General features: G+C 59.1%; 10 protein-coding genes. 3 read left to right on the top strand and 7 right to left on the bottom strand.

Annotated elements, in window-relative coordinates:
• Nucleotides 1–43: 43 nt before the first annotated feature.
• The 3 genes from CKW20_RS14350 to CKW20_RS14340 form a co-directional block, all read right to left on the bottom strand.
• Nucleotides 44–1,891, bottom strand: a complete 1,848-nt coding sequence (locus CKW20_RS14350) for an amidohydrolase (RefSeq protein WP_095053655.1) — start codon at nucleotides 1,889–1,891, stop codon at nucleotides 44–46.
• A gap of 305 nt (nucleotides 1,892–2,196) precedes the next feature.
• On the bottom strand, nucleotides 2,197–2,511 hold the full coding sequence (locus CKW20_RS14345; protein ID WP_030129053.1) for an SCP2 sterol-binding domain-containing protein: 315 nt from the start codon (nucleotides 2,509–2,511) through the stop codon (nucleotides 2,197–2,199).
• Between the two features lie 64 nt (nucleotides 2,512–2,575).
• Nucleotides 2,576–3,286 carry a histidine phosphatase family protein gene (locus CKW20_RS14340; protein ID WP_095053492.1) on the bottom strand — a complete coding sequence of 237 codons (711 nt, stop codon included), beginning with the start codon at nucleotides 3,284–3,286 and terminating at the stop codon, nucleotides 2,576–2,578.
• A gap of 202 nt (nucleotides 3,287–3,488) precedes the next feature.
• Here CKW20_RS14340 and sohB point away from each other — a divergent pair, with 202 nt between their 5' ends.
• Both sohB and CKW20_RS14330 read left to right on the top strand, forming a co-directional pair.
• Complete coding sequence (gene sohB, locus CKW20_RS14335) at nucleotides 3,489–4,511, top strand: protease SohB (RefSeq protein ID WP_095053491.1); 1,023 nt, start codon at nucleotides 3,489–3,491, stop codon at nucleotides 4,509–4,511.
• A gap of 190 nt (nucleotides 4,512–4,701) precedes the next feature.
• Nucleotides 4,702–8,679 carry a dermonecrotic toxin domain-containing protein gene (locus tag CKW20_RS14330; protein ID WP_095053490.1) on the top strand — a complete coding sequence of 1,326 codons (3,978 nt, stop codon included), beginning with the start codon at nucleotides 4,702–4,704 and terminating at the stop codon, nucleotides 8,677–8,679.
• Between the two features lie 44 nt (nucleotides 8,680–8,723).
• Here CKW20_RS14330 and CKW20_RS14325 read toward each other — a convergent pair whose 3' ends face one another.
• Nucleotides 8,724–9,218: a DUF934 domain-containing protein gene (locus CKW20_RS14325; protein WP_095053489.1), complete on the bottom strand. Its 495-nt coding sequence runs from the start codon at nucleotides 9,216–9,218 to the stop codon at nucleotides 8,724–8,726.
• Nucleotides 9,202–10,860 (bottom strand): nitrite/sulfite reductase, encoded by a 1,659-nt coding sequence (locus CKW20_RS14320; protein WP_095053488.1) that lies wholly within the window; start codon nucleotides 10,858–10,860, stop codon nucleotides 9,202–9,204. The genes CKW20_RS14325 and CKW20_RS14320 overlap by 17 nt, the downstream gene beginning before the upstream one ends.
• A 524-nt stretch (nucleotides 10,861–11,384) precedes the next feature.
• On the opposite strand from CKW20_RS14320, the gene CKW20_RS14315 reads away from it, so the two are divergent.
• On the top strand, nucleotides 11,385–12,470 hold the full coding sequence (locus CKW20_RS14315; protein ID WP_095053487.1) for an ABC transporter substrate-binding protein: 1,086 nt from the start codon (nucleotides 11,385–11,387) through the stop codon (nucleotides 12,468–12,470).
• 6 nt (nucleotides 12,471–12,476) lie between these two features.
• Here the strand turns inward: CKW20_RS14315 and CKW20_RS14310 are convergent, their stop codons facing one another.
• Both CKW20_RS14310 and metH read right to left on the bottom strand, forming a co-directional pair.
• Nucleotides 12,477–12,698, bottom strand: a complete 222-nt coding sequence (locus CKW20_RS14310) for a DUF2970 domain-containing protein (protein WP_095053486.1) — start codon at nucleotides 12,696–12,698, stop codon at nucleotides 12,477–12,479.
• A 154-nt stretch (nucleotides 12,699–12,852) separates the two neighbouring features.
• On the bottom strand, nucleotides 12,853–16,563 hold the full coding sequence (gene metH / locus CKW20_RS14305) for a methionine synthase (RefSeq protein WP_095053485.1): 3,711 nt from the start codon (nucleotides 16,561–16,563) through the stop codon (nucleotides 12,853–12,855).
• Between the last annotated feature and the right edge of the window lie 58 nt (nucleotides 16,564–16,621).

The raw sequence follows: 16,621 nt of genomic DNA, 5'->3' as shown, positions 1-16,621 counted from the left end.
CGGCGATCCCACATTAGATGGATAGTGTTTGGAAATATTTCGTTCAAAACGCAAAACACGAACAGCCAAACGCCCCCCAGAACCCTTGAAAGTCACTGACCGGCGCTGACGACAGCCGCGCCCGTTCATGGCTGTGGGCATGCACCGCGCAAGCGCCCACGCATTGGTGCACTTGCGCGGTCAGTGGCGCCAGTGGTTTCCAGTGTCCCGGTACATTCACCACGGGCGACCACTCAGGTATCACCGGGATGGGCGCAGGCCCCAGTTTTTCGAACTCGACGCTGCCGTAGACGATCTTGCCGTCGACAATGGTCAGCACCGACTCGATCCATTTGATGGCTTCGTCTTCGATGTGGAAGTAGTCCGCCGACAGCGCAATCAGATCCGCCAGTTGCCCGACTTTGATCTGGCCTTTTTTGCCTTGTTCGGAGGAAAACCAGGCGCTGCCGTGGGTGAACAGTTCCAGCGCGGTATCGCGGCTCAAGCCTTGCGGGTACAGCGCCAGCCCGCCGACGGTGCGGCCGCTGACCAGCCAGTACATCGAGGTCCAGGGGTTGTAGCTGGACACTCGCGTGGCATCGGTGCCCGCGCCCACCGGCACACCTTCGGCGAGCATGCGCGCAATCGGTGGTGTCGCTTCGGCTGCCTTCGCGCCGTAACGGTCGACGAAATATTCGCCCTGAAACGCCATGCGATCCTGGATGGCAATGCCGCCACCGAGGGCTCGCACCCGTTCGATGTTGCGTGGGCTGATGGTTTCAGCATGATCGAAGAACCACGGCAAGCCGTCGAACGGCATATCCCGGTTGACCTTCTCGAACACGTCGAGCATGCGGCTGATGGATTCGTTGTAGGTGGCGTGCAGGCGGAAGGGCCAGCGCTGTTCCACCAGATGCCGCACCACCGGCTCCAACTCCTGCTCCATGGTTTGCGGCAGGTCGGGGCGGGGTTCGAGAAAGTCTTCGAAATCCGCTGCGGAGAACACCAGCATTTCCCCGGCGCCGTTGTGCCGCAGAAAGTCGTCTCCTTGGCCGTAATGGGAGGTGCTGGTCCAGTTTTTGAAATCGGTCAGCTCTTCCTTGGGTTTTTGGGTGAACAAGTTGTAGGCAATGCGCACCGTGAGCTGTTGGTCTTTGGCCAATTGCTGGATGACTTGATAGTCGTCCGGGAAATTCTGATAACCACCGCCGGCATCGATGGCACTGGTGACGCCGAGTCGATTGAGTTCTCGCATGAACTGACGGGTCGAGTTGACCTGGTATTCCAACGGCAGCTTCGGCCCCTTGGCCAGGGTCGAGTAGAGGATCATCGCATTGGGGCGGGCGATCAGCATGCCGGTTGGATCGCCATTGGCATCGCGCTGGATCTCGCCGCCCGGCGGGTTCGGCGTATCGCGGGTATAACCGACCACTTTCAGCGCTGCACGGTTGAGCAGGGCGCGGTCGTAGAGGTGAAGGACGAATACCGGGGTGTCCGGCGCAGCCTTGTTCAGTTCTTCAATCGTCGGCAGACGCTTCTCTGCAAACTGGAACTCGTTCCAGCCTCCGACCACCCGCACCCATTGCGGTGTGGGCGTGCGATCGGCCTGTTCCTTGAGCATGCGCAGGGCATCGGCCAGGGACGGCACGCCTTCCCAGCGCAGTTCGAGGTTGTAATTCAGACCGCCACGGATCAAGTGCAGGTGGGAATCGTTGAGACCGGGAATCACCGTGCGTCCATGCAGGTCGATGATCTGCGTGCCGGGACCTTGCAGGGCCATGGCCTGGGCGTCGCTGCCGACCACCACGAAGCGCCCGTCCTTGATCGCGACGGCACTGGCCTGGGGTTTCTTGCGGTCCACCGTGTGCAAGCGGCCGTTGTACAGAATCAGGTCTGCCGGGGTGTCGGGCATGGTTTTGCTCCCTGCGAATAACGGGCTGACCCAGGCGCCGACGGCACCTGCCGAGAGGCCTTGCAGTACACGGCGACGGTTGAAGTCGTTGGGCTCGTCAGGTGGGCTCATGGCAGTGCTCTCCACTAAGATCTTCACAAAAGAAGCGAGGGCAAACAGCCGATGTCTGACGCATGCGGCCAGAAGGAATATAGTCGGCAAATCCGCAGAGAGCCGTTTTCCGAGGGCAAAAAAAACGAATCCCGCCACAAGGGGCGGGATTCGTTTGCAGCCAGACGCGCTCCCGAAAGACGGGGGCGGCGTGCTTAGCTTGGGAACAGCTCGGACAGTTTCATGGCCAGCATCATGTCGCCTTCAGCGCGCAGTTTGCCGCCCATGAACGCTTGCATGCCGTCGGTCGAACCGTCGACGATGCCTTGCAGGGTTTCGCCGTCCATTACCAGCGTGACCTGGGCGTCCGGGTTCTCGCCTTCTTGCAGTTCGCAGGTGCCGTCTTTGACGATCAGCGAGAAGTTCTTGGTGTCGTCGATGCGGAAACCGAAGACCAGGTCCAGACCGGCAGCAGCGGCTGGGTTGAACTTGGCTTTCATTGCTTGTACGGCATCAGCTACGGAGGTCATGGTTCGATCCTTTCTTGGGTAATAAGAGCTGGGTGATTACAGCCAGGGTCACAATAATCCGGACTCAGCGAAACGTGATGAGTTCCGGGGCCTTCAGCAGTTGCAGGTGTGCGTGACTGTTGAAGGAAGCCAGGGCCACCTCGCGACCACGAAACTTGAGCAGGTTGAGCGAGGTGTTGACGATTTGCCAGTTCAGTTCAAAGGCCTGCCTGGCAGGCATTTGCGTAATGAGGTGGAGCAGGGCGGTGATGGTGCCACCGGAGGTAAACACGGCGATTTTCTGGGTATTGTCGGCGTGTTCGAGCAATCGATTCAGACCGGCCTGTACGCGTTCGACGAAACCCAGCCAGCTCTCCAGGCCCGGTGTGTCGTAGGTGCCGGCGAGCCAGCGCTCGATGATCAAGGCAAAGATGCGTTGGAATTCAGCACGGTTTTGTGCGGCGTTGCGCAGGATATCCAGCGCTTGGGGCTCGTCCTCCAACATGGCCGGCAGCAGGGCACGGATCACTGCGTCGGCGTCGAATTCGTTGAAGGCGGAATCGATTTCCAGCACCGGCACCGGCACCCCGACGGCGGCGAACTGTTCCAGCGCGCTGTTGGCGGTGTGTTGCTGGCGGCGCAGGTCGCCCGACAGGCAGCGATCGAAGCTGACACCGAGTTCGGCCAGGTGCTGGCCGAGGAGTTCTGCCTGGCGAATACCGGTCGGCGACAGAACGTCATAGTCGTCTGCACCAAAGGAGGCCTGGCCATGTCGAATCAAGTAGATGCTGCCCACGTCCGCGTCATCCCGGTACGTTGAAGGTTTGGCGAGGTTATGAGGATGGCGGTGAGCTGTCAATGAAAAAACATACGCTTGTTTGAAATGCCCGTTACAGGCCTGTTGCCAGAGGTTTCACGGCTGGTCGTCTGGCCGGCGCATGGGTATGCTGGAGGTATCCCGCGCGTGTTTAATCCGCGCATTGATTGAAGGAGTCCCTGTGGAGCTTTTGTCCGAGTACGCCATTTTCCTGGCCAAGACCGTCACCTTGGTGATCGCCATTCTGGTGGTCCTGGCCAGTTTTGCGGCGTTGCGCAGCAAAGGTCGGCGCAAGTCGCCGGGCCAGCTGCAAGTCAGCAAACTCAATGATTTCTACAAGGGGCTGCGCGAACGCCTGGAGCAAACCTTGCTCGACAAGGACCAGCTCAAGGCCCTGCGCAAGTCCCAGGCTAAAACCGAGAAAAAGCAAAAGAAGAAACCTGAGGCAAAACCACGGGTGTTCGTGCTGGATTTCGACGGTGATATCAAGGCATCGGCCACTGAGAGCCTGCGCCACGAAATCACCGCGCTGCTGACTCTCGCCACACCAAAGGATGAAGTTGTGCTGCGTCTGGAAAGCGGCGGCGGCATGGTCCACAGCTATGGTTTGGCGTCTTCGCAACTGGCGCGGATTCGTGAAGCCGGCGTGCCGTTGACCGTGTGTATCGACAAGGTCGCGGCCAGTGGCGGTTACATGATGGCGTGCATCGGCGAGAAGATTATCAGCGCGCCGTTCGCGATCCTCGGCTCGATCGGCGTGGTGGCGCAGTTGCCTAACGTCAATCGCCTGCTGAAAAAACATGATATCGACTTCGAAGTCCTGACGGCCGGTGAGTACAAGCGCACCCTGACGGTATTTGGCGAAAACACCGAGAAGGGCCGGGAGAAATTCCAGGAAGACCTGGACATCACTCATCAGCTGTTCAAGAACTTCGTTTCCCGCTATCGCCCGCAACTGGCCATCGACGAAGTGGCCACCGGGGAAATCTGGCTGGGCGTCTCGGCCCTGGATAAGCAACTGGTGGATGAACTCAAGACCAGCGATGAATACCTTGCCGAACGAGCCAAGCAGTCCGAGCTCTATCACTTGCATTACGCCGAACGCAAAAGCCTTCAGGAACGCATCGGCATCGCGGCCAGCGGTTCGGTTGATCGCGTATTGCTGAACTGGTGGAGCCGCTTGACCCAGCAACGCTTCTGGTGAGCCTTTGGCGGGCGTCTCCGGAAAAAATCAAACCGCGGATTTCCGCGGTTTTTTTCGTCCGGCATTTAAGACTGTTCACTTTCCTGCGGACTCTGCGAAACGTCCGAACTGGCCTGCCGATCATTCCGACTTACGCTTGAGTCGCCGCTGGTTATTCTGGTGATTCTCAATAATTTGCAATGGAATGCACATGAATGATCACGCCCATGGCGATGCCCCAACGCCCAATGTCCTGATGCGCAACGAACTGAAGGCCGCGGTGGAAACTGCACTACCACGAACCCCCGCCCAGTTCGGCGAGCGCTTGATCAAGGAGAAGTGGGGAGCCGACATTGATCCGCAAACAGCCCTGCTGGTAACGCTCGACTATAACTACCATAGGCATCCTCCAGAGAATGGTGTCCAGCAGGGGCAGGTGGGGAGTTCCCGCACCCTGGTCCAGGCGCTGCTTGGCAATTATCAGACGGTGGGCGATGGGCGCTTCGGCGAAACGGTGTTTGGTCTGTACACACCGCCCGACATCGGGCCGTCAGTGCGCATTGTCGAGAAGGTCGATGAGTTTGCCTATGTGGGCAGTGGCAATCACGACACCTATGAAGGCATTTACCGCGCCACGGTTCCGCAATCCTATGGCCCGCACACGCAAATCAATCTGCGGCCCGCCGATTTCAAGCAGTGGGTCTGGGGGTTGTCTCTTTCTGATCGATACCAGACTTATCTTGATCAGGCCTGGCCGTCGGACGCGGTCATCGCTGCTCCCGGTCCTTATGCCCTGAGGACATCGGTCAAGGCCGCTTTCGTCATGGCTGCCCACCTGCAATATCAAGAACGGTGCCTGTCGCGAAAGGGGTTGGAACTCGCCATGCAAGCCGCCGGGTTGCCCGCCGCGCAGACCTGGGAGGCGCTGACGATCCAGCAATCGCAAGCGCCGACAAAAATGCCTCCGGGTGTCGAGGCGAGTCGGTTGAAACTATACCGTTATACAGCGACGGATATCTGGTGCTTCCAAGAGCGATCAGGTACCAGGGTGTTGCTGTACATCCCCGGCAATTCTTCGCCATTGCACGAGTTCACCGACAGTCGGCAGTTGCGCCAATGGATCGTGGCTCAGGGCAGGGCCGCCGATACGAAACATGCATTGGCGGCTCATTTCACCGAAGAGGATCGTGAGGACGGTACCTTTCATGCGGGTGTACTGACCGCGCTGGAGGGCATGGCGATTTATCCCAAAATGCACAGGCTGACGAAGAGTGCCGGGTTCTTCAACGATGATGGCCATTGGGATCCGGGCGACTACATCGAGTTTGATCGTTCACCCAGCGCAACCGATCCTTTTGCGCAGTTGGTGAATTCCATGAAGCAAGCCGCCCAGGACAGCATCAAGATCATCCGCGACGATGCCCAGGTCAACCGTGACAATCTAAGCGCTTTCGTTGAACCAGTCGTGCAATGGATCAACCGGTTCGGGCCACTGGCGTTGTTTGTGCCCGGAGGTGAGGGATTGTTGGTGCTGGCCGGGCTTATTGATGCCGGTTACGGTCTGGATGAGGTCGTCGAGGGGCAAACAGCCAGTGAGCGTTCCGAAGGCGTGACGCGAACGGTGTTCGGCTTGCTCAACGCATTGCCGCTGGTCGGGGCTGTCGCGTCGTTAGAGCGCGAAGGCGCCGAGGTCGCCGAGGTCGCCGCGCTGACCAGGACCGAGCACGAGACTGGCGAGCCTGATGTGCAACCCGGCGACAGACCGGCTAGTGATCCGTCCGTTCATATCGCTCCCCCGGAGCCGACCGCGCGGATACCGAGTCGTTTGAGCCTGCTGCGAGGGATAGGCGCCCCGGTGGACGCTTTCAGCGATGAAGTCCTGCTGCAGATCGGCAAGGTCAGCGACGTCGATGACGACATGCTGCGGATGATCCAGGCCGGTCGTCGACCTGCTCCCGTGTTGGCCGACACCATCAGCCGGTTCAGGATCGATCAGGAAGTCACGCAAGTCATCGATAAAACCCAGGCTGACTCGACACCTGTAGTCGAAGGCAGTCATTGGCATGAAGCATTGCAGGCCAGGCGAGTGGAGTTGTTCAACCGTCGTTATCAGGCACTTCAATATTCGGAGCATGAATGGGTCCGATTGTTTCAACAGCAATATCCCGGCCTGCCGAAAAGTGCGGTGGAGCAGATGCTTGATCGTTATGGAGTAGAACTGACGGCGACGCCGGATGAGATCCAGGCCAGGGACCTATTCAGGCAATTGGATAGCAAAGCCCGCCAGTATCAGCGGCATGTGCGCCTCACTCGTGCTTACGAAGGTCTTTATTTACAGTCGGTGGCCCATTCCGATTCGGACACGCTGGCTTTGCATTCGCTGAAAAACCTGCCCGGATGGCCGAAAAATCTGCGAATCGAGGTGCTCGACGGCTCGCCGCAAGGTCGGGTGCTGGATCGTTGCGGTTCCCTCGATGCCGCTCATTCTCGACGCTTGGTCAAAGTCGGTAACCATTATCAATACTTCGACGTACCCACCCAAACCCTCTTGCACACGGATTTTTACGGGGCTGTCATCGATGCGTTGTCCGGGGATGAGCGTGCGGCGCTGCAATTGCAGTCGTTGAGCCCGGCCACCGAACTGAAGCTCAATCTGCGTGACCATGCGCTATCACGCGCCGAGTTCGGCCTGGGTCTGGGCAGAATGGACGGCGGGCTACCCTTCGAAATGCACGGCTTGAGGGGCGGCGGCTTCCCGACGACCCCGCAGGGCGCGGCACTGACCCACCAGACGATGAGGCTGCAAATCACTGATATTTATCCTGATTTCAGTAATGCGCAGGCCGATGAATGGCTGCAGCATGCCGGAGAAAGCGTTCAGTCTCAGCTTGATGAATTGAAACAACAATTTGAGCAACTGAGTACGGACTTGACGGGTTGGATCGACCAGACCCTGCAGGATCTCGATGACATGGACATCGACTTTCTGGCCGCTGGCGACGAGGACGCTGTGGGCATGAATCATGCGCAAATCGCGGAGCATAACGTGACGCTGGTGCAGCAAGCGATGGAGCACGAGCGTGAGACCCGAATGGAACTGGCTGACGAGTTGATCGCTATCTGGCAAAAGTGCCCGCCGCAGGCCAATCGTCTTTATTCCGGGGAGACGTTAACGGGATACAAACTGGATCTGGACTTCGAGGACTACCACCGCTTGCCGGTCATGAACGTCAGGTTCAACGAAGTGATTGAACTGTCGATGCGCGGACTCCATCTGATTGAACGTGAGAGCTTGAACGGCTTCCTTGAGTCTTTCCCTAATCTGCGCGTCTTGAGCTTGGAAAAAGTCGATCTGCGGCTGACTGACCCGGCGGGGGAAATGGAGGGTGTTCTGCCGCCGACGATCCCGCGAATGCGCCATCTCACGACGCTGAATCTGAAAGCCACGTTTCTGAAATTCAGGGAGAACACGGCGTCGCAACTGTGTGACTTGATCAACTTGCAATCACTGGATTTAAGTGGAAACCCCTTGGGTGTTTCGCCGGTGTTGCTAGGGATGAACGAACTGCGCCGGGTGAACCTGAGGAGCACAGGGATCGGTACATGCCCGATCGGAATTCGGGACGAGCCCTACCTGATGATGCTGGACCTGAGCGATAACCGAATCACCCGGGTTCCGCCAGCGGTGGTGAGCCAGGCCGTCGCACGGGATCGAGTGAAACTCTGGGGCAACCCGCTGACGGACGAGGATACGTTGCGGCGCTTGGTCGATCATCGGCGACGCACCGGGATCAACCTGTGGTTGAGTACGCCAGGAGCCGACTATGGCAATCCGGTTGTGTGGCTACAGGAGGGCGACGAAGCACTGCAGCAAGCCAGGCGAACGATCTGGCAACATTTGGCGGCCAAGCCATCAGGCAGCCGTTTCCTGAGGCTCATCGATGGGCTCAGCCTGACGGCGGACTTTCAGGTCGCCTATCTGGCGTTGCAAGCGAGGGTCTGGCGACTGTTGAGCGAGGCGCAGGCATCGGACGAGTTGTGGAACTGGCTGAACCGGACTGTCGAGAGCACAGAGGTTGATGCTGAAAATCCGTTGGGGATGTTCATGTCGCTGGAGGATCGGGCCAGGCTTTATCGCGATTGGGTGGCGATGGGACGGCCCTTTCCAGTGATCACCGAGCAGGCCTAGAAGAGGATGGCCTTGAACCCCGCAAAGGGTTCAAGGCCTGGACATCAACGGCGACGGAACAGCGGCAGCGGTTCGTCGGTGGCGGCCTGATAGGTCACCGAGAAATCCTTGAGACCTTCAAGGGCTTCGTACGGATCTTTATCGGCACGGATCGCGAACGCATCGAAACCGCAGCGGTGCATGTAGAACAATTGATCGCGCAGCACATCACCAATTGCCCGCAGTTCGCCTTTGAAACCATAACGGTCACGCAGCAGGCGAGCATTGGAGTAGTTGCGACCATCGGTGAAGGCCGGGAAGTTCAAGGCGATGACCTTGAACTGATCCACGTCGTCACCGATTTCTTCGGCTTCTTCATCGGCATCCAGCCACACACCCAGGCCGCCATCGCGGGCCTTGAGCATACGGCTGTGTTCGCGCCACAACTGCAGCGGGACGATGTAGTCGTCGCAGTTGCTGATCTCGTCGATGTTGAAGTCCTTGGGCAGCAAGTGCCAGGTTTCGTCGACGACTTCGTTGTTCTTAATTATTCGCTGCATAGACGCGCTCCTTGAAGAGGTCGATGCCGATACGCTGATAGGTGTCGATGAAGCGCTCGTCTTCGGTACGTTGTTCGATGTACACGTCGATCAGCTTCTCGATCACGTCAGGCATGGCTTCCTGTGCGAAAGACGGGCCGAGGATCTTGCCCAGGCTCGCATCGCGACTGGCGCTGCCACCCAGGGACACCTGGTAGAACTCTTCGCCTTTCTTGTCCACCCCGAGAATGCCGATGTGGCCGACGTGGTGGTGACCACAGGCGTTCATGCAGCCGGAGATGTTCAGGTCCAGCTCGCCAATGTCGAACAGGTAATCCAGGTCGTCGAAACGGCGCTGGATCGATTCGGCGATCGGGATCGATTTGGCGTTGGCCAGGGAGCAGAAATCGCCGCCCGGGCAGCAGATGATGTCGGTCAGCAAGCCGATGTTCGGTGTGGCGAAACCTTGCTTGCGCAACTCGCCCCACAGGGTGAACAACTGGCTCTGCTCGACATCGGCCAAAATGATGTTCTGCTCGTGGGAGGTGCGCAGCTGACCGAAGCTGTAACGATCGGCGAGGTCGGCAACGGCATCGAGCTGCTTGTCGGTGATGTCGCCCGGCGCAACACCGGTCGGCTTCAGGGACAGGGTCACGGCAACGTAACCCGGCTTTTTGTGAGCCAGGGTATTGCGGGTGCGCCAGCGAGCGAAGCCCGGGTGTTCTTTATCGAGTTCGGCCAACGCCAAGGTCTGGTTGTCCAGAGCCTTGTAGTCCGGATCGACGAAGTGTTTGGCCACGCGATGCACTTCGGCCTCGGTCAACGTGGTCTGGCCACCGCGAAGGTGCTCCATTTCCGCGTCGACTTTCTGTGCGAACACTTCAGGCGTCAGGGCTTTGACCAGAATCTTGATCCGCGCCTTGTACTTGTTGTCGCGACGACCGTAGCGGTTGTAGACCCGCAGGATGGCGTCGAGATAGCTCAACAGATCCTGCCATGGCAGGAATTCGTTGATAAACGCGCCCACCACCGGCGTACGGCCCAGGCCGCCACCGACCAGCACACGGAAACCCAGTTCGCCCGCGGCGTTGTGCACCGGCTCAAGGCCAATGTCATGGACTTCGATGGCCGCACGGTCGGATGTCGAACCGTTGATGGCGATTTTGAACTTGCGCGGTAAATAAGCGAATTCCGGGTGGAACGTAGTCCACTGACGGACGATTTCGCACCATGGACGCGGGTCGATCAACTCATCGGCCGCGACACCCGCGAACTGGTCGGTGGTGACGTTGCGCAGGCAGTTGCCGCTGGTCTGGATCGCATGCATCTGCACGGTTGCCAGTTCAGCCAGGATGTCCGGGATGTCTTCCAGGGCCGGCCAGTTGAACTGCACGTTCTGCCGGGTACTGATGTGGGCGTAGCCCTTGTCATAGTCGCGGGCAACTTTGGCCATCATTCGCGTCTGGCGCGAAGTCAGTTGGCCATAAGGCACCGCCACCCGCAGCATCGGCGCGAAGCGCTGGATATAAAGGCCATTTTGCAGGCGCAGGGGGCGGAATTCTTCTTCGCTCAGCTCGCCTGCCAGATAGCGTCGGGTCTGATCACGGAACTGCTTGACGCGGTCCTCGATGATCCGCTGATCGTACTCGTCGTATACGTACATATAAGTCCTGTTCTCAGGCTTGGGCCGGTCGGATCCAGTTGCGTTTTTCGCTTGCTGAAGTCTCCGATACTGCCTCGGCAATTCTGCGCGCACGGCCGCGCACTCCCAACGGAGCGGACGCAAGATACCAGTTTGCAGTTATGCGCAAAAGTGATGTTTGAGTATATGTAAAGAACCAAAACGACTAATGAAACTTATCGAGATAAAACCCCCATTTGTGGTGCGGGCAATCATCGTCTTAACTGTGCTCGAGTCTTTATGCAATCACCGATAAAACCGACAAGAGGCGATGCAATGAGCAACCCAACCAAAGCAGGGAAAAGCGATAGCACGGTCGATGCCTGGGCGATTTTGTTCCTGATCATCCTGGTCGTGGGCACGGCGGTGTTCTGGGTCAGCCATCAATAAACGACCCCGTCCGGGCCCGGCGCCGACGATTGTCGGACAAAATCCGGAATAAGCACCGTTCCAAGGAACTTCGCTGGCTATAATGCGCAGCGGATTTTCGGGGGCTCGGACGTTTAATGTTGAAGTTCTTCTGTGGGGTAGTGCTGGCGCTTGGTACGGTCTTGGGATCGTGTGCCCAGGCGGCGTCCGTATTGTTCCTCAATCCAGGAACCACCCAAGAGGTCTTCTGGGTCAGTTACTCGCAGTTCATGCAGGCAGCGGCCAAGGATCTGGGCATGGATTTGCACATTCAGTATTCCGAGCGAAACGCTGAAACCACACTCAAGCAGGCCCGCGAAGCCCTGCAAGGGCCGAATCGACCGGACTATCTGGTGTTCGTCAACGAACTGTACGTTGCGCCCGAAATCCTGCGCCTGGCCCAAGGCAGCGGTGTGAAGCTGTTTTTGGTCAACAACGGCCTGACCGCGGACCAGATGCGCCTGCTCGGCGCCCAGCCGGACAAGTATCCCGACTGGTTGGGCAGCCTGGTGCCCAACAATGAGGAGGGCGGCTACTTGATGCTCAAGGAGCTTATTCGCCTGCATCCCCCGGTCGCGCCCGGTCAGGTCATTGATCTCGTGGCCTTTTCTGGCCTGAAGCTCACGCCAGCCGCGCAACAGCGTGAGCAGGGCATGATGCGGGCATTGGCCGAACACCCTGAAGTACGGTTGCGCCAGTTGGTCTATGGCAGCTGGACCCGCGAGCGCGCCTATGAACAGGCCAGCTTATTGTTCAAGCGTTATCCGCAAACGTCGCTGGTCTGGTCGGCCAACGATGAAATGGCCTTTGGCGCCATGCAGGCTTACGCCGAAACCGGAGGTCAGCCTGGCAAGGACGTGCTGTTCAGCGCCATCAACAATTCACCGGCCGCGTTACGGGCGCTGTTGGAAGGGCGGTTGAGTGTGCTGTTGGGCGGGCACTTCACTCTGGGTGGTTGGGCTCTGGTGCAACTGCATGACTACGACCAGGGGGTGGATGTCAGCCAGTACGGTGGGCGCGACCGGCAGATTCCGTTGTTGCAGCTGATCGATCACGCACAAGCCAAGCGATTGCTGGCTTTGAGTACTACTCAGGATTACGGTGTGGATTTCCAGAAACTCTCGGCCAAAGGGCGGCCGGCGTCGTATCGCTACCCGTTCAGCCTGCAAGCCCTGATGCACTGAGCTGGTTCAGATACCCGCCAGATGCACCACCAGTTTGACGATGCCAAACAGTGTCAACGCGAACACTGCCGTGAACAGGATCCCCAAAATCACGAAATGGCTCGGCTTGCCGTGAGTGAAGTCGCGTGCCCGGTTCTTCCCGCTCTGCACCCCGAACGCGGCAGCCAGCACGCTGTGCAGCATCTGCCAGAAGGTCGGCGGTTTGTTGTTGTCGACTGGGTCGTCCATAAATCCCCCGTCATCAATGCATGAGAGGTAAGCATAGCCAATCCACCCAGTCCTGTAGGAGCGAGGCTTGCCCGCGAAGAACGATGACGCGGTCTCACAGGGAAACCGCGTCATCGTTCATCGCGGGCAAGCCACGCTCCCACAGGGGAGGGGGTTAATTGTCATAACCCAGATTCGGCGCCAGCCACCGCTCGGTCACGCTCAACTCCTGACCTTTGCGCGAGGTGTAACTCTGCACCTGATCCTTGTCGATCTTGCCCACGGCGAAATACTGCGCCTGCGGGTGAGCGAAGTACCAGCCGCTGACCGCTGCCGCCGGGAACATGGCGTAGTGCTCGGTGAGAAACACGCCGCTGCGGCCGGCCTTGAGTTCTTCCGCTTCCGGGTCCAGCAGCTTGAACAGCGTGGCTTTCTCGGTGTGATCCGGGCACGCCGGGTAGCCCGGAGCAGGGCGGATGCCGGTGTATTGCTCTTTGATCAACGCCTCGTTGTCCAGCGTCTCGTCCTTGGCGTAGCCCCAGTAGTCTTTACGCACCTGTTGGTGCAGCCACTCGGCACAGGCCTCGGCCAAGCGGTCGGCCAGGGCCTTGACCATGATCGAGTTATAGTCGTCGCCCGCATCCTGATAGGCCTTGGCCACTTCTTCGGCGCCGATCCCGGCGGTGGTGATGAAGCCACCCACGTAGTCGGTCACGCCGCTGTCTTTGGGCGCAACGAAGTCGGCCAGGGAGAAGTTCGGCTTGCCGTCGGTCTTGATGATTTGCTGGCGCAAATGATGCAGCTTGGCCAAAGGCTTGCCGTCATCGCCGTAGACTTCGATGTCATCGTCACGCACCTGATTGGCCGGCCAGAAACCGAACACCGCACGGGCGCTGATGAGTTTTTCGTCGATCAGCTTGGCGAGCATTTCCTGTGCATCGGCGTACAGCGCGGTGGCGGCTTCACCGACCACTTCGTCCTGGAGGATGCGCGGGAATTTACCGGCCAGGTCCCAGGAGATGAAAAACGGCGTCCAGTCGATGTATTCGGCCAAAACCTTCAGGTCGATGTTGTCCAGCACCTTGGCGCCGGTGAACGTCGGTTTGACCGGTTCGTAGCTGCCCCAGTCAAACTGCGGCTTCTTGGCGATGGCCACCGGGTAGCTCAGGCGCTCGGTACGGGCGCTGCGGTTGGCGGTGCGCTCGCGAACGTCGATGTATTCCAGGCGAGTCTTCTCGACGAAACCGGCCTTCAGTTCCTTGGACAGCAACTGCGTCGCCACGCCCACGGCGCGGGAGGCGTCGGTGACGTAGATCACCGCGTCGTTGCTGTACTTGGGTTCGATCTTCACCGCCGTGTGCGCCTTGGACGTGGTCGCGCCACCGATCATCAACGGCAGATGGAAGTCCTGACGCTGCATCTCGCGGGCCACGTGAACCATTTCGTCCAGCGAAGGCGTGATCAAACCGGACAGGCCGATGATGTCGCATTTCTGTTCTTTGGCGACTTGCAGGATCTTCTCCGCCGGCACCATCACGCCGAGGTCGACGATGTCATAGCCGTTGCAGCCCAGCACCACGCCGACGATGTTCTTGCCGATGTCATGCACGTCGCCCTTGACCGTAGCCATGAGGATCTTGCCCTTGGCTTCCGGCTTGTCGCCTTTTTCCAGTTCGATGAACGGGATCAAGTGGGCCACGGCCTGCTTCATGACGCGGGCGGATTTCACCACCTGCGGCAGGAACATTTTACCGGCGCCGAACAGGTCGCCGACGATGTTCATGCCGGACATCAGCGGGCCTTCGATCACTTCGATCGGGCGAGCAAAGGACAGGCGCGACTCTTCGGTGTCTTCGACGATGTGGGTGGTGATGCCCTTGACCAGCGCATGTTCCAGACGCTTGTTGACGTCCCAGTTGCGCCACTCTTCGGTCTCGGCTTCCTTGACGCTGCCGTCGCCCTTGTATTTGTCGGCGATGGCGAGGAGGGCGTCGGTGCCTTCCGGGGTGCGGTTGAGGATCACGTCTTCGACGGCGTCGCGCAGTTCCGCCGGAATCTGGTCGTAGATCTCCAGTTGACCGGCGTTGACGATGCCCATGGTCAGGCCATTACGGATCGCATACAGCAGGAACACCGAGTGAATCGCCTCACGCACCGGGTTGTTGCCACGGAACGAGAACGACACGTTCGACACGCCGCCGGAAGTCAGGGCGTACGGCAGTTCATCGCGGATGTAGGCACAGGCGTTGATGAAGTCCACAGCGTAGTTGTTGTGTTCTTCGATGCCGGTGGCCACGGCGAAGATGTTCGGGTCGAAGATGATGTCTTCCGGCGGGAATCCGACTTCGTTGACCAGAATGTCGTAGGAGCGTTTGCAGATTTCTTTCTTGCGCGCTTCGGTGTCGGCCTGGCCGGCTTCGTCGAAAGCCATCACCACCACGGCGGCGCCGTAGCGCTTGCACAGTTTGGCGTGATGAATGAACTGCTCGACGCCTTCTTTCATGCTGATCGAGTTGACGATGCCCTTGCCCTGGATGCATTTGAGGCCGGCTTCGATCACTTCCCATTTTGAGGAGTCGATCATGATCGGGACGCGGGAGATGTCCGGTTCACCGGCAATCAGATTGAGGAAGGTCACCATGGCCTTCTTCGAATCGAGCATCCCTTCGTCCATGTTGATGTCGATCACCTGGGCGCCGGCTTCGACCTGTTGCAGGGCGACTTCCAGGGCTTCGGTGTAGTTATCTTCACGGATCAGGCGGGCGAACTTGGCGGAACCGGTGATGTTGGTCCGCTCGCCGACGTTGACGAACAACGAACTGCGATCAATGGTGAACGGTTCCAGGCCCGACAGACGGCAAGCCTTGGGAATGTCCGGAATCTCGCGCGGCGCATAACCGGCCACCGCTTTGGCGATGGCTTCGATGTGGCCCGGCGTGGTGCCGCAGCAGCCGCCGACGATGTTGAGGAAGCCGCTTTGGGCGAATTCTTCGATGACCTTGGCGGTTTCCGATGGCAGCTCGTCGTACTCGCCGAATTCGTTCGGCAGGCCGGCGTTCGGGTGCGCCGACACGTAGGTGCTGGCCTTGTTCGACAGTTCTTCCAGGTATGGGCGCAGTTCACTGGCGCCAAGAGCGCAGTTCAGGCCGACCGAGATCGGCTTGGCGTGGGCCACGGAGTTCCAGAACGCTTCGGTGGTCTGGCCGGAGAGGGTGCGGCCAGAGGCGTCGGTGATGGTGCCGGAAATCATGATCGGCAACTCGACGCCTAACTCTTCGTAAACACCCTGCACGGCGAAGATCGCAGCCTTGGCGTTGAGGGTGTCGAAGATGGTTTCGATCAGGATCAGGTCGGCGCCGCCTTCGATCAGGCCTTTGGTGGCCTCGGTGTAGTTTTCCACCAGTTCATCGAAGGTCACGTTGCGGTAGCCGGGGTTATTCACGTCAGGCGACAGCGAGCAGGTGCGGCTGGTAGGACCGAGCACGCCAGCGACAAAACGCGGCTTGTCCGGGGTTTCCAGGGTCTTGGCGTCCGCCACCTTGCGCGCCAGGCGTGCCCCTTCTACGTTGAGTTCGTACGCCAGGCCCTGCATGCCGTAGTCGGCCTGGGACACCTGGGTGGCGTTGAAAGTGTTGGTTTCCAGAATGTCGGCGCCGGCATCCAGGTAGGCTTTTTCAATAGCGCCAATCACGTCGGGACGCGTCAGCACCAACAGGTCGTTGTTGCCTTTGACATCGCTCGGCCAGTCGGCGAAGCGTTTGCCACGGTAATCCTGCTCCTCGAGCTTGTAGCTCTGGATCATCGTACCCATGCCGCCATCGAGAATCAGGATGCGCTCTTTGAGGGCGTGCTTGAGAGCTTGAAGGCGAACGCTGCGATCGGACATTTGGACTACTCGGTAAGGCCATGACGAAGGGGCGGGATAATAACAAACCTGTGCGCTT

The sequence above is a fragment of the Pseudomonas sp. Irchel s3b2 genome (genome assembly GCF_900187445.1).
Lineage (GTDB): Bacteria > Pseudomonadota > Gammaproteobacteria > Pseudomonadales > Pseudomonadaceae > Aquipseudomonas.
This window is presented reverse-complemented; position numbering and strand designations above follow the sequence as displayed.